Annotated in this window: 25 protein-coding genes, 1 rRNA gene and 1 other annotated feature; all 26 genes read right to left on the bottom strand. The window is 49.2% G+C overall.

The features are described 5' to 3' along the window. Window positions 1-123 (bottom strand): 16S ribosomal RNA (locus A3849_RS22260); the annotation flags it as partial. Between the two features lie 459 nt (window positions 124-582). Next, window positions 583-2160, bottom strand: a complete 1578-nt coding sequence (locus A3849_RS22255; RefSeq protein WP_074113365.1) for a LysM peptidoglycan-binding domain-containing protein — start codon at window positions 2158-2160, stop codon at window positions 583-585. Between the two features lie 391 nt (window positions 2161-2551). Next, window positions 2552-3433: a branched-chain-amino-acid transaminase gene (ilvE, locus tag A3849_RS22250; RefSeq protein WP_074113364.1), complete on the bottom strand. Its 882-nt coding sequence runs from the start codon at window positions 3431-3433 to the stop codon at window positions 2552-2554. A gap of 4 nt (window positions 3434-3437) precedes the next feature. Beyond that, window positions 3438-4325: a prephenate dehydratase gene (pheA, locus tag A3849_RS22245; RefSeq protein ID WP_074113363.1), complete on the bottom strand. Its 888-nt coding sequence runs from the start codon at window positions 4323-4325 to the stop codon at window positions 3438-3440. Next, window positions 4322-5305 (bottom strand): homoserine kinase, encoded by a 984-nt coding sequence (gene thrB, locus A3849_RS22240; protein ID WP_074113362.1) that lies wholly within the window; start codon window positions 5303-5305, stop codon window positions 4322-4324. The genes pheA and thrB overlap by 4 nt, the downstream gene beginning before the upstream one ends. A gap of 57 nt (window positions 5306-5362) precedes the next feature. After that, complete coding sequence (locus tag A3849_RS22235) at window positions 5363-6649, bottom strand: homoserine dehydrogenase (RefSeq protein ID WP_074086594.1); 1287 nt, start codon at window positions 6647-6649, stop codon at window positions 5363-5365. 32 nt (window positions 6650-6681) lie between these two features. Beyond that, window positions 6682-7119 (bottom strand): ACT domain-containing protein, encoded by a 438-nt coding sequence (locus tag A3849_RS22230; protein WP_020429271.1) that lies wholly within the window; start codon window positions 7117-7119, stop codon window positions 6682-6684. A gap of 190 nt (window positions 7120-7309) precedes the next feature. Next, window positions 7310-8620, bottom strand: coding sequence for a GTPase ObgE (obgE, locus tag A3849_RS22225; RefSeq protein WP_074113361.1), 1311 nt, complete (start codon window positions 8618-8620; stop codon window positions 7310-7312). Window positions 8621-8635: 15 nt separating this feature from the next. Further along, window positions 8636-9376 (bottom strand): Spo0B domain-containing protein, encoded by a 741-nt coding sequence (locus A3849_RS22220; RefSeq protein WP_074113360.1) that lies wholly within the window; start codon window positions 9374-9376, stop codon window positions 8636-8638. A 199-nt stretch (window positions 9377-9575) separates the two neighbouring features. After that, window positions 9576-9887 carry a 50S ribosomal protein L27 gene (rpmA, locus tag A3849_RS22215; protein WP_019908993.1) on the bottom strand — a complete coding sequence of 104 codons (312 nt, stop codon included), beginning with the start codon at window positions 9885-9887 and terminating at the stop codon, window positions 9576-9578. A gap of 18 nt (window positions 9888-9905) precedes the next feature. Further along, window positions 9906-10241, bottom strand: a complete 336-nt coding sequence (locus A3849_RS22210) for a ribosomal-processing cysteine protease Prp (RefSeq protein ID WP_074113359.1) — start codon at window positions 10239-10241, stop codon at window positions 9906-9908. A gap of 12 nt (window positions 10242-10253) precedes the next feature. Beyond that, window positions 10254-10565 (bottom strand): 50S ribosomal protein L21, encoded by a 312-nt coding sequence (rplU, locus tag A3849_RS22205; protein WP_074086590.1) that lies wholly within the window; start codon window positions 10563-10565, stop codon window positions 10254-10256. A gap of 14 nt (window positions 10566-10579) precedes the next feature. Further along, window positions 10580-10664: a sequence feature (ribosomal protein L21 leader region), on the bottom strand. Window positions 10665-10769: 105 nt separating this feature from the next. Further along, window positions 10770-12011 carry an Rne/Rng family ribonuclease gene (locus tag A3849_RS22200; protein ID WP_074113367.1) on the bottom strand — a complete coding sequence of 414 codons (1242 nt, stop codon included), beginning with the start codon at window positions 12009-12011 and terminating at the stop codon, window positions 10770-10772. Window positions 12012-12076: 65 nt separating this feature from the next. Then, complete coding sequence (locus A3849_RS22195; protein WP_074113358.1) at window positions 12077-12919, bottom strand: M50 family metallopeptidase; 843 nt, start codon at window positions 12917-12919, stop codon at window positions 12077-12079. Beyond that, on the bottom strand, window positions 12912-13775 hold the full coding sequence (locus A3849_RS22190) for a M23 family metallopeptidase (RefSeq protein WP_074113357.1): 864 nt from the start codon (window positions 13773-13775) through the stop codon (window positions 12912-12914). Before A3849_RS22190 ends, A3849_RS22195 begins: the two co-directional genes overlap by 8 nt. A gap of 255 nt (window positions 13776-14030) precedes the next feature. Beyond that, window positions 14031-14825: a septum site-determining protein MinD gene (gene minD / locus A3849_RS22185; RefSeq protein ID WP_074113356.1), complete on the bottom strand. Its 795-nt coding sequence runs from the start codon at window positions 14823-14825 to the stop codon at window positions 14031-14033. 5 nt (window positions 14826-14830) lie between these two features. Continuing rightward, window positions 14831-15490: a septum site-determining protein MinC gene (gene minC, locus A3849_RS22180; protein ID WP_074113355.1), complete on the bottom strand. Its 660-nt coding sequence runs from the start codon at window positions 15488-15490 to the stop codon at window positions 14831-14833. Between the two features lie 81 nt (window positions 15491-15571). Continuing rightward, the gene (mreD, locus tag A3849_RS22175; RefSeq protein WP_074113354.1) at window positions 15572-16102 is read right to left on the bottom strand and encodes a rod shape-determining protein MreD; all 531 of its coding nucleotides are present in this window, start codon (window positions 16100-16102) and stop codon (window positions 15572-15574) included. Continuing rightward, window positions 16102-16980: a rod shape-determining protein MreC gene (gene mreC, locus A3849_RS22170; protein WP_074113353.1), complete on the bottom strand. Its 879-nt coding sequence runs from the start codon at window positions 16978-16980 to the stop codon at window positions 16102-16104. Before mreC ends, mreD begins: the two co-directional genes overlap by 1 nt. 57 nt (window positions 16981-17037) lie before the next feature. After that, window positions 17038-18072, bottom strand: a complete 1035-nt coding sequence (locus tag A3849_RS22165; RefSeq protein ID WP_074113352.1) for a rod shape-determining protein — start codon at window positions 18070-18072, stop codon at window positions 17038-17040. Between the two features lie 40 nt (window positions 18073-18112). Next, window positions 18113-18802 carry a RadC family protein gene (gene radC, locus A3849_RS22160; protein ID WP_074113351.1) on the bottom strand — a complete coding sequence of 230 codons (690 nt, stop codon included), beginning with the start codon at window positions 18800-18802 and terminating at the stop codon, window positions 18113-18115. Between the two features lie 15 nt (window positions 18803-18817). Beyond that, on the bottom strand, window positions 18818-19432 hold the full coding sequence (locus tag A3849_RS22155; RefSeq protein WP_074113350.1) for a Maf family protein: 615 nt from the start codon (window positions 19430-19432) through the stop codon (window positions 18818-18820). A gap of 35 nt (window positions 19433-19467) precedes the next feature. Continuing rightward, window positions 19468-19713, bottom strand: a complete 246-nt coding sequence (locus A3849_RS22150; protein ID WP_074086580.1) for a DUF4321 domain-containing protein — start codon at window positions 19711-19713, stop codon at window positions 19468-19470. A 286-nt stretch (window positions 19714-19999) separates the two neighbouring features. Then, window positions 20000-21169: an SPOR domain-containing protein gene (locus A3849_RS22145; RefSeq protein ID WP_074113349.1), complete on the bottom strand. Its 1170-nt coding sequence runs from the start codon at window positions 21167-21169 to the stop codon at window positions 20000-20002. A gap of 76 nt (window positions 21170-21245) precedes the next feature. Then, a complete protein-coding gene (locus A3849_RS22140) occupies window positions 21246-22418 on the bottom strand; it encodes a glycosyltransferase (RefSeq protein WP_074113348.1) in 1173 nt (390 codons plus the stop codon). Window positions 22419-22610: 192 nt separating this feature from the next. Next, the gene (locus tag A3849_RS22135) at window positions 22611-23792 is read right to left on the bottom strand and encodes a glycosyltransferase family 4 protein (protein ID WP_074113347.1); all 1182 of its coding nucleotides are present in this window, start codon (window positions 23790-23792) and stop codon (window positions 22611-22613) included. Window positions 23793-23987 lie beyond the last annotated feature (195 nt).

Raw genomic sequence — 23987 nt, 5'->3', positions numbered from 1 at the left:
TTGCCTACGTGTTACTCACCCGTCCGCCGCTAAGCTTACCCCGAAGGATAAGCTCCGCTCGACTTGCATGTATTAGGCACGCCGCCAGCGTTCGTCCTGAGCCAGGATCAAACTCTCCAAATTGGTATTTAGAAAGAGCGATTGCTCATTTTGAAACATCTGACGAGAATAAAATATTCTCTATTTTTGGATCTCACTTGCGTGAAATCCCACTCACTCGTTGTTCAGTTTTCAAAGATCAAGCTCGTCGTCGGCGCCGATTATCTCGTCACCAGCAACTCTTATAATATATCACGTTTATCAATCAATTGCAACATCTTTTTTTTCGAAGCATGTTAGCGTACTGATAGATATTCATGATTCCAATCATCAAACTTTTTTATCATGCCTGCGACTGGATTTATAATATAACACAGATCCTTTACTAAATACAACCTCAATTTTTACCAATACAAAATAGTCCATAGTCCTAATTAATATTACTATGTATGAATTCGTGCCCATAAGAACAAAGCATGCTGTAATGCATTCGACAATGCATTACAGCATGCTTATAGAAGCTGGACTTCGCCTAAAAAAATGTTAGTTCGAAATCCATGGATTTCGGCTCTTTTTCACAGTGCCTTTACGGGTATTCTGATTAGAACGTTGCTTACCAGAGGTTTTATTGACAGCAGTAGTAGTTTGGCCTGAAGTTTTCACTTTTGCTGCAGATGCTTTTGTTGCACCACCTTTACTCTTCACCGCAGGTTCAGAAGCTCCCGGTTCTGCTGCACGAATGGTTTCCTGCTGAATAAACTCCGGCTCCTGTATCTCAGGTATCCGATTATGCGCATAATTCTCCATGCCCGGATACATTGGATATGCCGGAATATTTGATACCATAGGAGCTGCAAAAGTATTGGGAGATACAAAGTTTCCTTGAGGCCCTATATCTACTCCGTAAGGCGAAACCATTCCTGGCATTGGGTGCATATAGTCTGGATAAGGATTAACCACAGGCTGCTCATAGGAATATGGCTGAAACGGCTGCAAAGGCATCACTGAACCGCAACCGCAGGAGGGCCATGGCAAATTGACAGGCTGTTCACCATACTGTGGCATACCAAAGGAGGGGTTTTCGCTGAAAGGACTAATATTAGGATATTCGGGTGCTGAATTCGGATACCAGGCTCCCGGGAAATCTGATACTGGATTCATGCCGTACGGGGAAGCACACTCCGGCATATAGTTCACTGGCTGAATAAAATTCGGCGCTGAATTCATCCCCATAACAGCCATGGGCTCATAGTTCGGATATGCCGGTGGAAAATCCACGAAATATGGATTCCCACTTAGCCCGGGATACCCTAGCATAGGGTCACATGCCGGTGTTTTATTTTCATGCCAGGAAGTGGGCTGCACTTCTGATTTCGACTTTTCCATGGGCATCTCATACTTCATCGCTTCCTGTGCAGGCACTGAAATTTGCACAAACAAACTTTGTGATTCATGAAACATTTCATGAACAGGTGAAACTTCAGGCGCTTTATTCACCACAGGTGAGACTTCAGGTGCTTTATTCACCACAGGTGAGACTTCCGGCGCTTTATTCACTATAGGTAAGATCTCAGGTGCGTTGTTCATTATGGGTGAAACTTCAGGCATCTTGTTCACTGTGGGTGAAACTTCAGGCTCTTTATTCGGTAAAGGTGCGGGCAGTGTTGTTGGAACTGGGGAAACCACGGCAGGAGGCTGTTCTTTAACTCCGGTGTAATCTTTGGAGCCCAGCTTTGTTTTGTCAATTATAGCCATAGCTTCGGATTGCGGCTCACTCGCAGAAGGATTGCCTTTCTTAGGAATATTGACAACTTCACCAACCAGTAATGCATTGGGATTCTTCAGTTGCGTGTTAGCATCAATCATATCTTTTAGTGAAATTCCCCATGCCTTGGACAACTTCCACAGGGTATCTCCTTGCTTAACGGTATGTTTGTAGTAGACCTCATTGTTTTCCGGAACCTGGACGGCTGTCGTAGGAATTTTGACCTTATCTCCAACGGCAAGCACATCCGGATTGCTGATCTGTGGATTGGCCTCGATAATTTTTTGCAGCGGTACTCCGTACTTTTGCGACAATGCATATAGCGTATCGCCTGATTTGACAATGTGTATTTTCACGCAGCAATAACCTCCTAAAAGTTTTATAAGCATGACTTCCCGGCCTCGCCTTGTACAAAACTCCTCTCGAAAGCATACTGATATTTATTCGAATTGCTTTCTGAATCAACTTCGTGCAAGACTTAACTCCGAAAGAATCTGCCAAGTTTTGCGGGCTCATACTTCTGTAAACGGCGCCTGCACTCAAATAGCCTAGCTGCAATCCTTGATGCTGAATACCTTTCTCAGGTTATTCTGCTTCCCAGCTTCCTTATTGCGGTGCAGCCGCCTCCTTCGTTACTACATCTTATGCAGCCCATAGGCGATTGACATCCCTTAAGCAAAAAAAATCCTTCCATGCATGGCATGAAAGGATTTTTGCAGTAACATAAATTCTTGCTATAGGCCCGGCTTATTCCCAAACCTTGTAACCGTCTTTGTCCACAACATTGCGGAATTCTTCAAGCAGCTGCAGCGTAATTGGGCCTGCATGACCTGCGCCAATGATTCGTCCGTCGATTTCACGGGCTGCAATAACTTCGGCTGCTGTACCGGTGAAGAAAACTTCATCCGCAATATACACATCATGCATAGTGAACGGTTCTTCTTTCAGGGTCAGACCGAGCTTGTCACACAGCTCAATGATTGCCAGGCGGGTAATACCCTCAAGCGCTCCCAGGTAGCAAGGCGGCGTGTAGACTATGCCTCTTTTAACAATAAAAATATTGTCTCCTGAGCCTTCGGTTACATACCCTTGAGCGTTCATCATAATCGCTTCATCAGCCTCTGCCAGATTGGACTGGATTTTGACAAGGATGTTATTGAGATAGTTCAGGGATTTGATCTTCGGATTCAGCGCATCCGGAATATTACGGCGCTGTGAGACAGAAACCGCACGAAGTCCGTTCAAGTAAGCCTGCTCCGGATAAATAGCCAGCTGTTCTACAATAATGATGACACTGGCTTTGGGGCAGCGGCGGGGGTCAAGACCCAAATTACCGGGACCGCGGGATACGATCAGACGGATATATCCGTTACGCATCTCATTAAGACGAATGGTTTCAGCCATGGCTTCCAGCATTTCATCATAGCTAAGCGGGATGTCCAGCATGATGGACTTCGCCGAATCATACAACCGGTCCAGGTGCTCCTTGCATTTAAAAATGTTGCCGTTGTAGATACGGATGCCTTCAAAAATACCGTCTCCGTATAAAAATCCGTGATCAAACACGGATACCTTTGCATTTTCCTTCGTTACGTGTTGTCCATCCAGATAGATCCATTGCTCAGCCATGATCTTACTGCACCTCCGCTTTCTCTTCCTCATAGGTGTATGTGGGATACGAGCCCAGAATCCGCACCTGGCAGCCCAGGGCCTTGATCTCTTCAATAGCCCCAGGGAGCAGGACCGATTCTATCGGTTCCAGCACATCAATATAAAAATAATAAGTACCCAATTTCTTCTTCGTCGGCCGTGACTCTATACGCGATAAATTCAGCCGCCGCCAAGCAAATGCAGCCAGTACCTGATGGAGCGCCCCCGGAAAATCCTCCGGCAGAGTCACCAGAATGCTTGTCTTATCACCGCTGCTTTTCCGTGGAAGTTCCAGTTTTTGATGGCCTACCAGTACAAACCGTGTGTAATTGTTATTATGGTCTGTAACCTGCCGCTCTACAATCTCAAGACCATGCGTTGCTGCACCAAGGGCTGTACCGATTGCCGCCCAGCCCATACCAGGATTCTTCGATACAATCTCAACCGCCTCGGATGTGCTTCCGACCGACTCCAGTTCAGCCCAAGGGGCGTGATTGCGGATAAATTGCAGACATTGTGCCATGGCAACGGGATGAGAAAGGATTTTGACCACTTTAGCGTAATCCTTATGGCCTTCAGCATCCGTGAATTCCTTAGGATTACTGATCAGATTCTGTATGGATGGAAAAATCCACTCTGCCTGCATGGGCAGTTCCACTTCGTTAATGAGCCAATCAATATGCAGACTTACCGAACCTTCGATAGTATTCTCAATAGGAATAACGCTGTAATCCGTCACGCCATTAGCCGTGGCCAGAAAAACATCAGAGATAAGCTTATGATGCTCAATATTTACAGGCTCATCACCAAATAAATGCAGCAGCGCTTCGTGCGAGACCGAGCCCTGCGGCAACACTGCTATTGATTTCATAACTGTTTTTCTCCTTTTATCATATCCAAAAATGACCCATTTTGCATCTGGTTTGTTTCAATCCGTTCCGAGACAACAACTCCTGAAGTACAAGGCAGCAGCCAGCAGGTACGTGCAGGAATGCCATGCTCCTCCATCGTTTGTTTCAGAAAGAGCACCAGCTCCTCCTTCTGACTCCCATTCCGCTCAACCATGCAGAGCAGCGTAGGTCCGGCACCACTCAATGCAATGCCCAGTGCCCCATGCCCTGTCGCTTCTGCCAGCAGCTTCTCCATACCAGGCACCAGTGGTGCCCGGTAAGGCTGATGCAGGCGATCCTGCATGGCTCGGCCGATGAGATCAAGCCGGCCTGCAGCCAGAGCAGCAGTCAAAAGCGAGGTCCGGCTGATGTTATGCACAGCATCTCCTACCGTGATCTCCAAAGGAAGCACACCACGCGCTTTGGTGGTAGAGAGTTCGAATTCAGGAATAACTACCAGAACCTCAAGGTCCCGGGGAGGCTCAATCCGGATATAATCCGCATGCTCCCCATCCCAGACGGCTGTGATAATCCCGCCGAAGAGCGAGGCGCCCACATTATCAGGGTGCTTTTCCAGGGCGGTTGCCATATCGAACAACTTGGCTAGGCTTAAAGGAGAGCCAATCATTGCATTGGCTGCCGCCATTCCGCCAACAATCGCTGATGCGCTGCTACCCAGTCCTCGGGTAAGCGGGATATCGGAGTACATGGTAATGGAGAGCTCCGGAATCTCTACACCCGCTTCGGCAAAAACCATTTGTGCCACCTGGTAGAGCAGATTGCTTTTATCCGTGGCCACTCCTGCCATCTCATCTCCATAAAGATGAAATGCGGTATCATCAGCTTCCTCCATTTCAATCCAGGCATACAGGGAGAGCGCCATACCCAATGTATCAAAACCCGGCCCCAGATTTGCGGTACTGGCAGGGACTTTCACTCTAGACCTTCCGTACATACTCATAGCTGGTAAAATCTCCTTCATTATTTTTGCGTGGACCTGTCAACAAGGATTCAAGATTCAGCCTTCCACCCGATAGTGGCTCTTAATCCGGTGAATAACCTTAAGCTGCTCCAGATGCCGCATTACTTTATTCATACTCGCCTTGCTCGCATTGTGCGTCACGATAATGATCTCTGCGTCCGGATTATGCGAATTCGCCTGCTGTACCACGGAATCCAGACTGACATCGTACTCTGCAAATACCTGCGTGATTTTGGCCAGAACCCCTGCCTTGTCGTCCACATGCAGCAGCAGGAAATTCTTATAGAAGATATCTTCGTCACTTTTGAGCTTCTTCTGTTTGTAAGGAACAATCTGCTTTAACCCGTTAACACCCAGCTTAAGATTCTTAATAACGGCAACCAGATCCGCTACTATAGATGTTGCTGTTGGCATAGCGCCCGCTCCTGCACCATAGAACATGGTTTCTCCCACGGCTTGACCATACACATACACCGCATTGTACACACCATTCACGGAAGCAATCGGATGGCTGGCCCGAATCATTGTAGGCTGCACACTGATACTGAATTCATCTTCGTGACTTTCGGCGATACCCAGCAACTTCATCTCATAACCCAGTCTTTTGGCAAAAGCAATATCCTCCTTGCTCACTCCAGAGATGCCGCTGACACTGACATCACTCAGCTCAACATTGGTACGAAAGCCAAGTGTGCCGAGAATAGCCATCTTTCGTGCAGCATCCAATCCTTCGACGTCCGAGGTTGGATCAGATTCGGCATATCCCAGTTCCTGCGCTTCCTTCAAGACATCTAGATAGGATGCGCCTTCCTGGCTCATTTTGCTCAGTATGTAATTGGTAGTCCCGTTTACGATGCCCATAATCTTCACGATTTTATCAGAGGAAAAGCCTTCGATCAATGTACGGATAATCGGAATCCCTCCGGCTACACTAGCCTCATAAAAAACATCGCACTGTTTCTCCTGCGCCTTAGCCAGAATCTCGGAACCATGCAGTGCCATCAAATCCTTGTTAGCGGTCACGATATGCTTGCCGCGTTCCAGCGCCTCCAAAATATATTCCTTCGTTCCTGCAATCCCGCCCATCACTTCGACAATAACGTCAATCTCCGGGTCCCGGATAACCTCCCAAGGATCGTCTGTAATTATAGCAGCATCCACTTCGATATCACGGGCTTTCTCGGTATTCTTCACAGCAATGCGCTCAATAACAATCGGTGAACCCACCTGGCTGCTCAGATCCTCCTGATTCCCTTCTACGATACGGACTACGCCCGTACCTACTGTTCCCAGACCCAGTAACCCCACTTTGACCGGCTTCATTTGAATCCTCCTATAAGTTTTATGAAGCTATACTACCCTTGCCCGATAATTAAAGCACGTTTCACTCCCGGTATCGCCTTCAGGCTGTCCAGCATATCCCCGAGCTCTTCATTCAAATGCGATATCTCCACAGAGATAACCACATTGGCCCGTCCTTGGAGCGGAATACTCTGATGAATTGTCAGCACATTGGCACCATGAACTGCCACAGACCCCAGCACTTTGGACAGCATACCGGACTCGTGCTCCAGATCAATGGAGATCGTGACAATACGTTCGCGTTCGAGTTGATGGATCAGATGAATACCATCCTTGTATTTATAAAATGCGCTGCGGCTAAGCCCAACCTGTTCTACACCCTCATGTACCGTCTTGGCATCTCCCGCCTCAAGCAGCTGCTTGACCTGCATAGTCTTCAGCACAGCGTCAGGCAATATGTCCTCTCGGACCAAATAATAGCGTTCTTTCACGAACGTCCTCACCTCAAAGACTTTTGTGTTTATATAGTGGACATTATACGGGATGGCTGCTGTAGATTGCAACAACTTTTCACATATAACACCTAGCACCTGTTTCGGCAAGTTCAAAAAAACGCCGGCTCTACCTCCCTTTTTGGGGAAAGCACAGTCGGCGTTTGGTATTTATGCGTCTAGCCGCAGCTTAATAATAGCTGCTGTTCTCAACGAACTCGAATTCAAAATCAGCGATACGGACAATGGTTCCTTCCACAGCGCCCCGTTTGCGGAGTTCTGCATCCACACCCATGTGACGCAATGTACGGGCAAGCTTCAGTATGGCATCATGTGTACTGAGCTGCATCCGTTTCAGCATACGCTCAATCCGGGGGCTGCTGACGACAAAGGCATCATTGTCACGCGTAATGGTAAAGGAGTTATCCTCTTCTGCTTCCAGCTTGTAGACCTTCCGCTCTTTGGTCTCGGCCACTTCTTCCACAACCGGAGCCACAGGAATACTGTCGAGGATATCCGTTGCCCGGTAAAGAAGTTCCTGAACCCCTTGGCGGGTAAGGGAAGAAATCGGCATGATCTCCATATCCGGCCGGAGCTCTGATACCTTCTCGCGGAAAGCGATCAGATTAGCCTCCGATTCAGGCATATCCATCTTATTGGCCGCTACGATCTGCGGACGGTCAATAAGACTGGCATTATACTGTCTCAGCTCATCATTAATCTTCATCCAATCCTCGAAAGGATCGCGTCCTTCGGAACCGGACATATCCACAACATGAATGATGATCCGGGTGCGCTCAACATGACGCAGGAATTCATGTCCCAGACCTACACCTTCACTCGCGCCTTCAATGAGTCCCGGCAGATCGGCCATTACAAAGCTTCGGCCGTCGCCTACATCCACAACTCCCAGATTCGGAGTAATGGTTGTGAAGTGGTACGCTCCGATCTTAGGCTGCGCAGCGGAAACAACTGAAAGCAGAGTGGATTTACCCACACTCGGGAAGCCCACAAGCCCTACATCAGCCATAACCTTGAGTTCCATCACAATATAACGTTCCTGGCCTTCTTCACCATTCTCCGCCAGTTCAGGCGCTGTATTATTAGCTGTGGCAAACCGGGTATTTCCCCGTCCGCCTCGTCCCCCACGGGCAACCACGACCTGCTGCCCATGGCGTGTCATGTCGGCTATCACTTCCTGGGTGTCATCATCAATCAGTACGGTTCCTGGTGGAATGCGAACAATCATGTGCTCAGCGTTCGCTCCGTGCTGGCTTTTGTTACGTCCCTTAACCCCGCGCTCTGCTTTGAAATGGCGCTGATAACGGAAGTCCATCAGTGTACGCAAACCTTCATCCACCCGAAAAATAACGTCTCCCCCACGGCCGCCGTCACCCCCGGCCGGTCCGCCTTCCGGCACATATTTCTCCCGGCGGAAGGCCACAAGACCATCGCCGCCGTCGCCGCCTTTTACATAAATTTTAGCTTTATCTACGAACATTCATGTTCACCTTCCTTACATTTCCAGCGGCAGCCTCAGCTCCACATAGCTTTTGTCCCGTTCAGGCTGTTCCGCTTTGATAATTTTCCCTTGAACTATATTATAAATTTGCCCCTGCAGCAGCTCGGAATTGCCATGATCGCCGTCGCCTTCGAAAGAGATAAGAATGTCTCCTCCATCCTGTGTAAAACCAAGCCGGAGCTTCCTTGTGTCACCATGCAAGGCTAACCCACTGTACTGATAGGCCCTCACCGTTTGCATAATCACCTGCGTAAGCTCTTCTCCCATGTCCGCACTGAGCTTGTCCCCCAGCTGTAGTCCTTCTTCTACCTGAACTTCCAGCTCCAAGCTGCTTCTGAAGGTTCGGAAAGACTGCAGATAGAACACAAGCGAAGGAATACCGAGCTTAGCGATACGGCTGTCCAGTGCGATCCGTTCCTTTATTCTTCCCACACACTCCATGGATTTATCAGGCTTGCCGAGCTGGATATATCCGTAAAGCACCTGCAGATCATTCATCCAGTCATGACGATGATGATTGAGCGTCCGGTTCGCCGCCTGTTGTAGCGTCTTCTCCTGTATACGCAGTTCCTCTTCAAAGTGACGCCGGTAGTATACAGAACTGAAAGCAAGCACTGCGGCTATCCATATACCAAGCAGCAGACAAGTGAAAAGGGAGGTGTGCCAATACAAAAGTCCTAAAGGAAGCATTACGGATAACATGACTGCCCAGATCAACCATTTCCAGGATTTCATTCTTTCTCCCCGTCCCTCAGTTCGCAAAATTCATGCCCATTTAGCCGTTCTCTTCACTTGATAATTACCATTTTTCAGTATAACACAGGGTTTCTCAGCAATCACCAGCAATTCAAACTCAAATTCCAAAAGATACTCCTGAAAAAAAGCCCCCGGCACTCATGCCGGAGGCTTCTACTTGCAATTTGATTCCGAAAGCTTACGCTTCCAGTGCCGCTGCTACCGGAGCGACATCAACCGGGTACACGCTCACTTTTTTGCGATCGCGGCCCCAACGTTCGAACTTCACTACGCCATCAACCAAAGCGAACAGCGTATCATCTTTACCGATGCCTACGTTAGTGCCCGGGTGAATTTTGGTTCCGCGTTGACGAACCAGAATGTTGCCGCCGGTAACTGCTTGACCGTCAGCACGTTTCACGCCAAGACGCTTGGAGTGGGAATCACGTCCGTTTTTTGTGGAACCTACACCTTTTTTCGATGCGAAAAACTGAAGATCCAATTTCAACATGTTGGTCAACCTCCTTCTTTAAATAATAACTTGCTGTATCTTAATATACTTCCCGTATGATTCTGCGATATCACTGAGCATGACTACCATCGACTCCAGCAAGAGTTGTATCTTGGCGGAAGCTTCGGGATCATCCACCGGAACCAGAGTCCCGCTTAGAAATCCGTCGTCCATCGAAGTATCCAGAATAACACCCGTCAGCTTCTCAATCGAATTCACCGTTCCAAATGTAACTGTGGAAACACCGGCGCACACGATATCCCAGCCTTTCCTTGCGTATTCTGCATGCCCTTTAACGGCAAAACCGACAATCGCACCTTGAGCAGAAGCCCGAGTAATCCGTACGTTAATCATTAACGCACCTTCTTACGCCTGAATCTTCTCAATTGTTACTTTAGTGTACGGTTGACGATGACCTTGTTTCTTGTGGTAGTTCTTCTTCGGTTTGTATTTGTAAACTACAACCTTCTGACCCTTACCATGTTTCTCGACTTTAGCTGTTACAGACGCGCCGCTTACCAGCGGAGTTCCTGCAGTCAGACCACCATCGTTAGAAACAGCCAATACACGGTCAAACGTTACGCTTGCGCCGTCTTCAGCTTCCAGCTTCTCAATGAACAACACGTCGCCCTCTTGGACTTTGTATTGTTTACCGCCAGTTTCGATAATTGCATACATTGTACTTGCACCTCCTCATGTCTCAGACTCGCCTAGTCTAGGTGGCAGTTCCCAGGGGAAACGCACTTATGTACCCGATCGGAGCGGTTGCAGCATGTGTAGGATTAGAACAACCAAACACATACTTGAAGATAATAGCATACATAATCCATACAGTCAATGGTTCGAAAACTATAAATTGCTTGGCCCCTGGCAATCCCTGGCTCATTCCAGCCATGAACCAATCTTGCCTGTACCTCCACAGCATTGGCAAACCACCGGGGCAAAACCCGCAGAATCATGTCTCGCCTTCTTACGGGTCATCTCCAGCAGTCCCAAGTGCGTCCAGCCCAGAATATGCGTCTGTGTCCGGTCGCGGCTGATAACCCCCTCCAGCCGTTCCGTAACCATCCGCCGGTGCTCCTCGCGCTGCATATCAATAAAGTCAATAATGATGATGCCTCCCGTATCCCGTAAGCGAATCAGTCGTCCAATTTCTTCTGCCGCCAGGAGATTCGTACGTGTCACAGTCTCCTCGAGCGTAGATCCGCCAGTGTATTGCGCGGTATTGACATCTATTACGGTCAACGCCTCCGTCTCATCCCAGATCAGCGTTGCTCCACCCTCCAGCGTAATCTTCCTTTCGAAACTTTTGTGGAGCTGTTCCTGCACCCCGTAAGCCGTAAAGATGGACTCCTGCCCATGATAAAACCCCACAGGCTTGTACTTTCCAGGTGCCATGTCATTCAGAAAAGCCTCTGCTTCCCGGACGGCCTTGGCCGAATCAATCATCAGCTCATCACGTTGTGGGTTAAAGGCATCCCTAATAAAGCGCTGCACAATGCTGAGATCAGAGTGAAGAAGGGCCGGCGCCACAGTTTCCTGTGACCGGCGGATGATCATTTCCCACTGCGCCCGCAAAAAAGTAAGGTCGCCTTCAACGGCCTCCACCGGCTCATCCTCCGAAACGGTCCGCATGATAATCCCTTCTTCACGCCGGCGGAGCCGTTCACCCATCCCTTTCAGCCTCGAACGTTCCGATTCACGGCTGATTTTTTTGGATACACCAACATATTCTGCATAAGGCATATACACCATCCAGCGTCCCGGAAGTGTATAGTGGGTGGTGACGCGCGCACCTTTGCCGCCCCGCGGCTCTTTTCTCACCTGAACCACAATTTCCTGGCCGGGCTCCAGCAGCGTTTCAATGGAGGGCTTCACCTCCGGCTGCCTCTCCAGATGAGGATGCAGCACATCATCTACATATAAAAAGGCATTCTTCTTCTGTCCGATATCAACAAAAGCAGCCTGCATGCCTGGCAATACATTCATAACCCGGCCCTTGTAGTAGCTCCCGACCAGTCCTTGCTGCTGATCTCGTTCAGCCGCATATTCCACCAGGCTCCCATTATCCAGAAGAGCCATCCGGGTAACATGCTGCGTGCAGTGAACGATCATTTGTTTCATGGCTTCACCTCTGGTTTGAATCAATCTTTCACTGTCCATTACAGCTGGACGTTTCATGTTCACATTTACATTCCAAAATAAGAAGAGATCAATTTCTGCTCCGGCACAACGGCCACTATGGTCTTTTCTTCATTCATTACATAGATAAAATGATAATGGTTACGTTTAAATAGACGCAATATATCATCCAAAGGTTTCGCGGAAAAGGCAACTATCGGACGTACCGCGCTTCCCGACTGCCGGTAACGTTCATAAACCGCCTCCCTGTTCATCAAAAAAGAGACAAACCGGTACGGTAAATTGCGCTGATCCGTAAGGTTTGAATAAAGAAGAAACGCACCGATCATCAGGAGATTCAGGCGGAGTCCTCCGCCCGTACCCAGCGGCAGGATAGAGTACAATACCACCAGCACACTCGCCGCGATACTCACTCTGCCACACCATAGCAATGTGACATAATAGGGAAGCAGCAGACTAAGCGTCGCCTGAAATATTTTTCCGCCATCCAGAGGGAGTACCGGCAGCAGATTAAACAGGCCGATAATGGCATTGGCTTGTATGAAATAAGCCAGGAAGCCGCCGCTACCATATCCAGCCTGCTGGAGTCCATAGGCCATCAATATCAGCAACAGATTCTGCAAAGGTCCGGCAACCGCAATACCGATCTCCCGGGTCGCGTTAAGCCGTCCATGATCCTCCATAACCGCTACCCCTCCAAAAGGAAGCAGCTGTACGGATTTCACGTGTACCCCGCAGAGCAGCGCAGCACACACATGTCCCAATTCGTGGATGAATACAATGGTGAACAACGTCAACAGCTCCAGGAACTGTCCTGTGATCACAGAGAGCAGCATTATCAGCACGAACAGGGGATGCAGCGACAGTTCAATGCCTCTGATCCTAATCAAACGATACCACTTCAGCGGGATCAATATAAGTCTTGTCTTTCATAATTGCAAAAAAAAGCAGGGGTACAGTAGCATTCTCTTGTTCCTGAAGCCAGCCAATGGTATCTCCGCTCTGAACCCAATCATCCGCAGCCAGCTTCGTTCCGCTTAGATGCCCATATTCAGCCGTTACATCTCCGGTATGCCGTACCGTAATCCGGATTCCGCCCTCTGCTTCTTTGGCAACGGACAAAACGCGTCCTGTATCTACACTTTTCACCGTGAGTGAACTGTTAGAATTTACTGCTGGCATAATCTCTACACCCTTTAATGTTGCTGCAAAAGGACGGACAATGCTTCCCTCAAGCGGAGCATTCAGATCATGAGCAGCAGTCACTTTTTCGGCTGGAGGATTCTTATCACCAAAAATCGGAATAAACGCCGGTGCTCCGCTGAAATGCTCTTCATACCAAACCTCAGCGGCGGCAAAGTCCATCTCCCGGGTGAGAGTATCGGCAATAAACACCTGCGCTTTCAGCGCCCAGGGCTGTTGAACGTTAAAGATCCCCCAAATTGCACCAAATACAACGAGGCTCGCAATAGACCTCCGTATAAAGCCCGAAGTAAAACCCGGCTTGTCTCCCCCGCCTTCATCCACCCAGTTGTTACGCTGCTGCTTCCACATGGCCTCAGGATCGGGTTCAGGTATCTTGGAAAAATCATGTGAGGCTCCTTCTCCCCATTCCTTGAAGGTTGTTGTCTGGTCAGGTAATGTGAACAGCGGTGGTACAACTGCACCATGCGAAGTATCTTCTAGCTCCAGCAGGCTACGGATACGCTGCTTGCGGCGGCCTTTAATATCTAATTTCTGTTCCATGTCGATCCCTCCGGCGGGCTTGTTTACTTTCATTTTATGAAAGTCGCAGGCTGCTTTAGAACAAGCCCCGGCCGGACGGATAGAGAAATGGGATGAATGCTAGTTAGCTGGATACTCATGGTCGGCATTCCTGAGGAATGTTAGCCTACACCCTATGAAATTCTTAAGGTTCACAGCAAAAAAATCCCGCCGCAGACTATTCTGCAGACGGGATCTTTGCTGACTCTTGGTACTAATTTGGACTATGACTCTGCTTCAGCCCATACCGAAGAACTTCTTCAGCTTCTTGAAGGCACCCGGCTTCTGATCAAGCTGCATCAGTGGTACCGCATCACCCAGGATACGCCGGGCGATATTGCGGTAAGCGATTGCCGCTGCCGAATCAGGGTTCATTACCGTTGGCTCTCCGCTGTTCGCCGCCTTGATGACCAGTTCATCATCGGGAACAATACCGATCAAATCAATATTCAGCACCTGCAGAATATCCTCAATATCAAGCATATCCCCTGATTTCACAAGTCCCGGCCGAATCCGGTTAACCACCAGTTTCGGGGACTCTACATGGGATTGCTCCAAAAGGCCGATAATCCGGTCCGCATCCCGTACCGCTGCATGCTCCGGAGTAGTTACGACAATGGCCTTGTCTGCTCCGGCAATGGCATTACGGAACCCATGCTCGATTCCAGCAGGACAATCAATCAGGATGTATTCGTATTCCTTCTTGAGTTCAAGAATAATATCCTTCACCTGCTCAGGTGTAACCGAGGTCTTGTCTTTGGTCTGCGCTGCAGGCAGCATGTACAGTTCATCAAAACGCTTGTCCTTAACCAGCGCCTGGTTCAAGCGGCAGCGTCCTTCCGCTACATCCACAAGATCATAAATGATGCGGTTCTCCAGCCCCATAACCACATCCAGATTCCGAAGTCCAATGTCGGTATCGACCAGACATACTTTTTTGCCCTGCAATGCAAGCGCGGTGCCAATATTGGCCGTTGTGGTTGTTTTTCCAACTCCGCCTTTGCCCGAGGTTACGACAATCGCTTCTCCCATGGAGGCTACACCCCTTTAAACACATTTAAACCCTGACGTAATTTGACTATATTATGAATTTTGTCGATCTGCATAGCACCGCTCGATAAATAGGCAAATTCCATGCTGCTCTCACGGGTTCCCCATTCATCCGGCGGGCGGCTAATCACATCGGCAATCCGCAATTGTGTAGGTGACAGCAAAGATGCAGCAATAATTGCCTCCTGGTTGCCATCTACTCCGGCATGAGCCATTCCGCGGAGCGCTCCGAGAATATAAATATCACCCGTACAGGTAATCGACCCGCCGGGATTCACATCACCCAAAAACAGAAGATTTCCTTCATGATGCAGCACTTGGCCCGAGCGAAGCATTCCACTAATCAGAAACAGTGCATCACTGGCCTTCTCACCGGGTTCTTCCAACGCTTCAACAGAACGGATCAGCAGATTGCCCTGGCTCTTCAGAATGTCGAGAATGGCATCTTTATCTTCTTCAGTCACGGGACGGCTGCCCAGCTTAATGTCTACATGCACAATCGGTCCGGTCAATATATTCTGATGGCTGTGCTCCAGCTTATAGCGAAGTTCACTCAAGAGATCTTCAAAGGGACACTTGTCGTCTAGCAGGAATACCAGGCCATCCTTGATGCCCTTGATCCTTACATGCTTGGATTGTACTGTCATATGCCTGTCCCCCCATTCTCATTCATTCGTGCCGGGCCAGGCAAATTCCTTCTTTCCCATGTAAGAAAATGCAGTCCGGCTTCACGCCGCCTCTTCCTTGCGGGTCTCTTTCTTCAGCAGTTCAATCTGCCTCCGGAGAGGAACATACAGGAGCAGGGCGATAGCAAAATGAAATAACATGGTAGGCAGCATGTGATGCAGCAATGCCCAGTTATAAGGAACCTGGCCTAAATTAAATACGCTGTAAATGGCAAAAAGCACACTATCCTCAAGCAGGCTGCCCAGCAGCACCACCGTCATCATCAGCGGCAGCGGGGCGCGCGGAATCTGAAATATCAGGCCAATCAGATAAGCGGATAACCCCATTGCAAAAGAATGGGCACCGAGAATCCGGCCGTAAAAGACCACATCATGCAGCATCCCGAAGGATAAGCCCAGTATAAGCGCCGTATGGCGGTGATGGTATATCGTTACAAACAGGATCACAACAAAAACGAGATTGGGAATAATCCGCATCTCCCAGGCATCCGGAAGCAACCAGGGCATTATTGTGCCTTCAACAATAAATAATAGAAATAATAACAGAATTAATACGGATCTGCGCATCTTCACTATTCGGCACGCTCCTGCGTATAGACAACGAAGAGTTCCTTCCAGTCCTGGAATCCTGCCGCCGGCTTAATGATTGCAGTAGAAGTCAAGCCGTATTCTCCTACCTTAACACTCTCAACGGTTCCGATCGTCATTCCGCGCGGGTATATTCCTCCAATACCCGAAGATATGATGGTGTCCCCTTCGACTACCGGGTTTCCTACAGGAATTTTGTTCATGATCAGCATCCCGGACTGCTGGTCGTAGGATTCAATCATTCCAAAGGTTTTGTCTTCTTTGTTGAAGACCGTTGCGGCAATCGGCGGCTGGGAGTTCGGATCATTCACATCCATCATAGTCATCAGCTTCACCGTTGAAGTGAAATTGCTTACTTTGCTGATAACGCCAACCAGTCCCTCCACTGAGGTGACGGACATATTCGGCTTAATTCCATCCTTAGCACCAAGGTCAATAACCAGTGTGTTGTTGCTCGGCTCTGTCGTCAGGCTGACCACGTTAGCGATATGATATTCATAGTTATAGAGATTACTTTGTGCCTTTGTGAACTGAAGTTCTTTTTTATAATATTCATTCTTAGCCTTGATAAAATTATACTGCGCCTTATCCCTGGCGTATTGAGCAGCCAGAATTTTGAGCCGCTCATTCTCCTCAGCCAGGTCATGCAGATTCCCGATATCTTGGAACAAGCCCGCTACATATCCAGCGGGCTTGTAGAACAAATTCTGCACAAAACCAGTCGTATCTCTCAGAAAATTCTCCGGCCAGGACAAGGATTTTCTCGTCCCCAGACTGAACCCCATAACAACGATAAACATGACCAGTGTAATCAATAATATGAACAGACGTTTATTGTTAAACAGTTTAAACAGTTTCAACACCCTCTAACAAACGTATTTCTCCCATATTAGGGGTTGACGTCCACAAGCAAGTACCATTTAGCGCTTGGAGCGGAGGCTTGAGCTGCTGCGGCTCTTGAAGAGATGAATGTTCTCCAGGGCTTTGCCTGTTCCAATAACTACACAATCCAGCGGATTCTCAGCAACAATGACAGGCATACCGGTCTCGCGGGCCAGTAACTTATCCAGGTTCCGCAGCAGAGCGCCGCCGCCGGTAAGTACAATTCCCCGATCCATAATATCAGCAGCGAGTTCAGGAGGGCATTTCTCCAGTGTTACCTTTACAGCCTCGACAATAGCATTCACAGTATCTGACAACGCTTCGCAGATCTCATCCGAGGTAATGGTCAACGTCTTAGGCAGACCGGTCACGAGATCACGACCGCGGATCTCCATGGTTTCGGTCTTCTCCAGAGGCAGGGCAGAACCCACATCCATCTTGAGCTGCTCAGAGGTACGTTCCCCGATCATGAGATTATATTGGCGTTTGATGTATTGAATAATAGATTCATCCGCCTCGTCGCCGGCAACCCGCACAGACCGGCTGGTCACGATACCGCCAAGCGAGATGACAGCCACTTCAGTAGTTCCTCCGCCAATATCGACAACCATACTGCCTGTAGGCTCCCATACCGGCAGATCTGCACCAATGGCAGCCGCAAAAGGTTCCTCGATAATATAGGCCTCACGCGCACCTGCCTGCTTGGTAGCATCTTCAACAGCACGCTGCTCCACAGCTGTGATGCCGGATGGTACGCACACCATTACGTTCGGATGGCGCTGGAACATCGAGCGCTGTTTCTGCGCCTGGCGGATAAAATATTTGATCATAGTTGCCGTGGTATCAAAATCAGCAATTACTCCATCCTTCATTGGACGAATGGCACGGATATTTCCCGGCGTACGGCCGATCATTTTTTTGGCAGATTCACCAACGGCTTCAATAGTCTTAGTATCTGTATTAATAGCCACAACGGAAGGCTCTCTGACAACAATCCCCTTACCGCGTACATAGACAAGCGTATTCGCTGTCCCCAGGTCAATTCCTAAATCTTTCGTAAAACCACCTAACATGCTTGTATTCTCCTTTTCCTTGTATCTCTGGACAATTGTATTACATAAAGCCTTTTTCCTTCAAACTTACAAAACTGCTGTCTCCAATGATCAGGTGATCCAGCACATCGATCCCGACAATCTCCCCGGCCTGAAGCAATCTTGCGGTTAAGGAGATGTCTTCCGGACTAGGCGTAGGATCACCGCTCGGATGATTATGTGCGCATATGATAGCTGCGCTGCTGCATTTCATAGCTGCCCTGAACACCTCACGGGGATGCACAATAGAGGCGTTGAGGCTGCCCATGGATAATGTCTCCTGCGCAATAACATGATTTTTCGTATTCAGAAAGAGGCAGACAAAATGCTCCTTCTGCAGATAACGCAGCTGCTCGGTCAATATCTCTGCCGCATCCTGTGGAGAGCGGATAATGACCGGCTCGGTCAGCCGGGAATTCGCCATTCTTCTTCCCAGCTCTATGCCAGCTTTGAGTTGCACCGCCTTGGCAGGGCCGATGCCTTTGATATTCGTCAGTTCTTCAATGCTCAGGTCCGCCAGCCCGCGAAGACTGCCTGCCTGTCCCAGAATCCGCTGGGCAATATGAATAGCCGATTCTGCCCGCGTACCTGTACGCAGCAGGATGGCCAGCAGCTCTGCTTGACTTAGTGATTCTGCCCCATAATGCATCATGCGCTCTCGTGGTCGTTCTTCATGGGGGAGGTCCCGCAGCATTAATAATTGCGACTCCATCCCTATCCCTCTTTCCTAATCCGATCCTTGAAGGCCAAGCACGGAGATGCCAAAATCGGACAACATCTCACCAAGCAGGGACAGCGGCAATCCGACCACGTTAAAATAACAGCCTTCAATCCGTTCCACCAGGGTGGAGCCCAGCCCTTGAATCGCATAGGAGCCAGCCTTATCGGCAGGCTCTCCGGTCGCTATGTAAGCGGAGATTTCATCCATGCTCATCGCTCTCATCGTTACAGAGGTTACCCGGTGCCGGACTACAGTCTTCTCTTCAGGCAACCCTATGCAGGCTACTCCGGTATACACCTGGTGGGTCCGGCCCTGCAGCAGCTTAAGCATGGCTCTGCTGTCCTGCGGGTCCAACGGCTTGCCGAGCACTTGGCCGTCCAGTACCACGATTGTGTCACTGCCAACGATAACGGAAGCACGTTCACCCGCACAAGACAGGACTGCCTCCGCTTTGCGGAGCGCGAGACTGCGCACAATATCCTCAGGTACAAGACCTGGAGCCGTGCTCTCATCCGCATCGCTTGAGATCACCTCAAAGGGCAAGCCCAGCAGCGTTAGCAGCTCCCGGCGGCGCGGAGAACCGGAGGCAAGAATAATCAGTCGTGAGTTGTCATGCTCCACTGTAGTAACGTCCCTTCTGAAGTGAGCAGCGAATGCTACAGTCTCCGGTAGAGCCATAGGGCCGTAATAATTCCTGCAAGACTGAGCAGACACAATTTCAAATGAATAGTGATGTCGTAGGTTATGATGTCCAAATCGGCTTGCGGCGACCATTTGAGTACAGTCGAGGCTGTAAGAAAAGACAAAGCTTTTACAGGTTCCAGCAGTTTGGCGATCCACGCCCCGGCCAGCCAGCCCAGAATTAGAAATAACAGCAGTATTCCCACATTTTTCTTCTTCATCTAAGTCTTCCCTCGCCATTTTTTGACACCCTAATTATTATACGGTGAAACGGAGTTCAACACAAACGTAAAATCCGGTACGGAAATGATTACCACTCCCCCATAGGAATTCACAGCTGTATGCCAATCATTGGTACGTTATAGTACAGAGTGTATCAGCCGGGACCTTCGAAATAGACTACAGAGCATCGGCGGATCATTCAGCTCCCCACAATAACAGCAATCCCCCGCCCGGCTGGATGCCGGAATCGGGGGATTGCTGGTTCTAATTCATGAAAAGAAGCATTTAGGTCATGGCAGCCAGCAGGCTCTTCTGACCGGAGAGAAAACTCATCATGGCCTCCTGCACCTCCCACAACAAACCTTGAGCTTGGTTCTTATTATACTCGTTCAGCGCGGATATCCCCTGGCTCATAGATTTCTCCAGCCCGGCACAAAGCTTTTGCGCTTCAGCAGGCAGGCCCGGCTCCAATGCTTTGAACGCTTCGGTCCACTGCATATGAAGCGTACTGACCTCTGTACTGTCCGCAGTCTCTTCCTGCCCGCTTAGTTCGGCCGCGGAAAGCCTGCTGAGCTTACCCAACAGCTTTCCGCTGGCGGCGAAGTAGTTATTCACAGTCACCGCTTGCCCGGTGTAAACGGCTTCTGCCGCTGCAGGGAGTGAAATCTCCTTAACATATAGCTCAATACCCTGGTTCTTTAGCCCGCTGCTGAGGAGCTTAGCTTGCTCACGGTCCGGCGACATTCCGGCATATACCCGGTTACCGTCAGCCGGATCGACGCCGGCGGCAAGTCCTGCAGCCAGCAGTTCCTGACGGGCCTGCTCTGCTCCTGCCGGAGTGCTGAATACACCGTATTGCAGTAGATAATAAGTCTGCGCTGGAACCTGTACAGAAATGGGGGTCACTCCCGCAGTTTTGCTTATATCCTGCGGCAGAACAGCACTTGTATCCTTGCCTCCCTGCACAGCAGAGTCAACTCTTGGCGTGTGGGGACTGCCTGTAAGACTTCCGCCGCCAATAAAAGACAAGGCTGCATATCCAAGTAGAATGCCGATCCCCAAAGCTCCGGCTATGGATAGGGCTAGCTTCCACCAATAGGAGGGACGGCGGGTATGGTAGGAACCGCCAAAGTCACTCCTTAGGGCAGAAAGGTCACTATAGTGCTCCGTCTCCGTCACCCAGTCTGCAGCAGCATAATTGTATTCCCCCTGATTCACCTCAGGCTCCTGGGCCGGAACAAGAGTAAACTGCGGTTCCCGCTCCCATGAATCATGCGTATGCCCGGATGAAAAGAACTGTGTTTGGGGCTCATGGAAAGTCCCCATGCCATCCCGCTGCTCTATATCCGTGTAATCTCTCGCAGTACCCAGCCCGGCTCCTAATCTGCGCTCGTTTGAATCAGGTTTCTTGCTGTTATCCACTTCAAACTTGAACGTCATTCTTCCGTTACTCAAAGCACACACCTCACTATCGTCTATTCTATAAGGAAATATATGATAGACGGGAGATGGATATGCTATGTTGATATAATTACACCAGGCTTAGTACTTTGGCCTTAACATTCTTCATCTCATAGTGATTTAACAGCGTCCTATAAGCACGGTCAGCGATAAGGGAGCCAAGCTCGGGAGTCTGCAGCAGCTTGATTGCATGTTCGGCCATAGCAACAGTGGTACCGGCCAGCAATATATTCCGCCCGTGTTCACAGTGTAGTGCCTCCGCACCTCTAAGGCTGGTTACTACCGGAGTCCGGAGTGCCCAGGCTTCCAGAATCTTTTTCTGACTGTGGCTGCCTTCGCGCAAATACACCAACACTGCCTTGGACCGGCGTATGTATTCAGCAGCTTGCCTGGGTTCTTCAATGACCTTCACGGAAGAATCCGCTCTGGAGAGGGCCAGCACCTCGGGATGTACTCCGCTGCTTACAATATAGCATTGAACATCAGGTACCTCGGCCCGGATCAACGGGTAAATTTTCTTATGAAACAACATGACGGCGTTCTTGCCTTGAACAGTATGCATGTCCCAGTGAAGCATGATGCCGTTCTCTTTGCATACCGGATCGGTATATTGGTACTCCTGCAGATTCACAAATGGAGGTACAACGTGTACCTTGCCTGCATTGGCAAAAGACAGTGCCTTAAATGATAAGGCATCCCACTCGCTGGCGGCCAGCAGCAGACCGGTTTTGCTCATTAGCTTCCGCTCATCATGCCGGACCCGGGCCTCGTTTATTTTGCGGTAATGATGCCTGATCTTACGCTGGACAGTCCCTTCCCTTTCTACAGTCCTGCTTACGGTTCTTTGGGCATCCGTAACAATGACCGCACCGGGAAGCAAGGAAGAGATCAGGTCGATGAAGTTGCTGAGCAGACTGTGGGATATAAATATATGACTGTAGGCATGCTGGCTGCAGAGTTCCTTAATCTCCGTCCGCAGTTCTTTTCCTGCGTCATGGGAGGCTTGGGAACGGAGCCTGTTCAGCGGACGCAGCAGTGTTCTCCGGGGAGCAACGGCCTTCCCTACCCGGTGGAGGGTAAGCGCAGGACTAAAATTAGCAAAGCGCTCCCGGGCACCCGGGCAATACTCCAAAAGGTCGATATCAAATTTTTCCAAAAGGATCACAAGAAAACTTTCTGTCCGAAGCTCCGCTTCCTCACTGCATTGATTGTGGGCTGAAAGGAACAGCATTCTTTCTCTCATGGCTCTGTCTCCTTGATAATCTATGAAATACCTCAGTTGTCATGTGCAGATATTTGCGCAGAAAAAAAGCAAGCGGATGACATCCCGCCGCTTTTCATGAAACTTTAGATGTAGAACAATAGTACCGTATTCCCTTGCGAAATATTGTCGATTTATGGAATAAAAAAATCTTTTTTTGAAAAACGATACCATTTAGACCAAACTCAGCAGCTTCGCCCGTACACTTTCGGCCTCATAATTGGCAAGCATTGTCTGATAAGCCCGGTCCGCCAGCACTATTCCGCGTTCATGATTCTGAAGAAGCTGAACCACACTGTCTGCAAAGGTTATGGGATCATCAGCGATCATAATGTTCCGAGAATGCTCATAGAGCAATCCTTCTGCTCCCTTCGTCGTTGAGACGACGGGGGTCTTCAGCGCCCAGGCCTCCAGGATTTTCAGACGGGTGCCGCTTCCCTCCAGCAAAGGGGCAATAACAACCTGCGCCTTACGCACATAATCTGCAACACTGTCGACATACCCGGTGATCACAATCGAAGGATCATTTTCAGCCAATGCTGCGACCTCCGGGTGCACATCCCTGCCCACGATATACCACTTAATCCCCGGCACCTTCAATTTGATGAGCGGGTAAATCTCACGGTTGAAATACGTTGCTGCGTTAATATTCGGAAAGTAGTTCATATTACCCGGTAAAATAATCCACTGCTCTTTGGGCGTTTTCCCGTTAGCCAGATAGTCGCCCATACGGATAAAGTTGGGGATCACATGGACTTTATGCGAATTTCCGCGAGACAGTGATTTGAACGCCAGTCCATCCTGTTCCGACGTGGTCAGCAGCAGGTTCGTTTTATCCATCAGCTTAAGCTCATCACGCTTCGTCCATACAGCATTAAGAGAATAAAACAGTTTCGCTGCACCTTTCTTCCCGGCTGCCAGCTGTCCGGAGAGTCCACTCTCGAAATTGTGGGCATCCGTGGTGATTACAGCCTCAGGCAGCGCTTCGCGCACGATATCAATGCAGCTTCCAAGCAGGCTATGGGATATAAAAATATGACTATAGCTGTTCTCACGGCACAACTCCATAATCTTGCTGCGCATATCTACATCCACATGACTCATGTAGGAACTGTTGCGCCATTTATATAGGGAACGGAGCATAGCTTTACGATAATTCATTGTTCGTTCTACTTCGTGCATCGTAAGTCCCGGCGTTTCCGCCTTCTCCGCTGAAGACTTTGTGTTGCTGTAAGTAAGCAGATCCACATCATATTTAGCTAGTAAAATATTCAGTATATTTCCAGTTCTCAGCTTGCCGCCGCTGTCCTGGGGAAAAGGATTTTCTGCGGATATGAATAGCAATTTCTCCCTCATTGTTTTCGTCTCCTACTCTCCAATAGTCAAATATCTATCTACTTCGTGAAGTATTTAAGATATATTACCCCAAACTGCACCGTTTTTCTGTCGTTTCATGTATTTTCCAAAAATAATTTTCAAAAAATGGATTTCCGCACCAAAAAGCGCTCCTGCCCCGGCTGAGGGGAAGGAACGCTCAGAATATTGCTGTTA

The sequence above is a fragment of the Paenibacillus sp. P46E genome, assembly GCF_001909095.1.
GTDB classification, from domain to species: Bacteria; Bacillota; Bacilli; order Paenibacillales; family Paenibacillaceae; genus Paenibacillus_AQ; species Paenibacillus_AQ helianthi.
Note: the sequence above shows the minus strand (reverse complement) of the source record. Positions and strands in the feature narration are given on the sequence as shown.

Excerpts from the sequence above, each read along its gene's own strand:
- thrB (WP_074113362.1), bottom strand. The coding sequence starts at position 5,305 with ATGAGTATGTACGGAAGGTCTAGAGTGAAAGTCCCTGCCAGTACCGCA.
- rpmA (WP_019908993.1), bottom strand. The coding sequence starts at position 9,887 with ATGTTGAAATTGGATCTTCAGTTTTTCGCATCGAAAAAAGGTGTAGGT.
- rplU (WP_074086590.1), bottom strand. The coding sequence starts at position 10,565 with ATGTATGCAATTATCGAAACTGGCGGTAAACAATACAAAGTCCAAGAG.
- A3849_RS22220 (WP_074113360.1), bottom strand. The coding sequence starts at position 9,376 with ATGAAATCCTGGAAATGGTTGATCTGGGCAGTCATGTTATCCGTAATG.
- minD (WP_074113356.1), bottom strand. The coding sequence starts at position 14,825 with ATGGGAGAAGCGATTGTCGTAACCTCGGGCAAAGGCGGAGTTGGAAAA.
- A3849_RS22135 (WP_074113347.1), bottom strand. The coding sequence starts at position 23,792 with ATGAGGGAGAAATTGCTATTCATATCCGCAGAAAATCCTTTTCCCCAG.
- minC (WP_074113355.1), bottom strand. The coding sequence starts at position 15,490 with ATGACAGTACAATCCAAGCATGTAAGGATCAAGGGCATCAAGGATGGC.
- A3849_RS22150 (WP_074086580.1), bottom strand. The coding sequence starts at position 19,713 with ATGAAGAAGAAAAATGTGGGAATACTGCTGTTATTTCTAATTCTGGGC.
- A3849_RS22140 (WP_074113348.1), bottom strand. The coding sequence starts at position 22,418 with ATGAGAGAAAGAATGCTGTTCCTTTCAGCCCACAATCAATGCAGTGAG.
- obgE (WP_074113361.1), bottom strand. The coding sequence starts at position 8,620 with ATGTTCGTAGATAAAGCTAAAATTTATGTAAAAGGCGGCGACGGCGGC.
- pheA (WP_074113363.1), bottom strand. The coding sequence starts at position 4,325 with ATGAAATCAATAGCAGTGTTGCCGCAGGGCTCGGTCTCGCACGAAGCG.
- A3849_RS22165 (WP_074113352.1), bottom strand. The coding sequence starts at position 18,072 with ATGTTAGGTGGTTTTACGAAAGATTTAGGAATTGACCTGGGGACAGCG.
- radC (WP_074113351.1), bottom strand. The coding sequence starts at position 18,802 with ATGGAGTCGCAATTATTAATGCTGCGGGACCTCCCCCATGAAGAACGA.
- ilvE (WP_074113364.1), bottom strand. The coding sequence starts at position 3,433 with ATGGCTGAGCAATGGATCTATCTGGATGGACAACACGTAACGAAGGAA.
- A3849_RS22190 (WP_074113357.1), bottom strand. The coding sequence starts at position 13,775 with ATGGAACAGAAATTAGATATTAAAGGCCGCCGCAAGCAGCGTATCCGT.
- A3849_RS22200 (WP_074113367.1), bottom strand. The coding sequence starts at position 12,011 with ATGAAACAAATGATCGTTCACTGCACGCAGCATGTTACCCGGATGGCT.
- A3849_RS22210 (WP_074113359.1), bottom strand. The coding sequence starts at position 10,241 with ATGATTAACGTACGGATTACTCGGGCTTCTGCTCAAGGTGCGATTGTC.
- A3849_RS22235 (WP_074086594.1), bottom strand. The coding sequence starts at position 6,649 with ATGAAGCCGGTCAAAGTGGGGTTACTGGGTCTGGGAACAGTAGGTACG.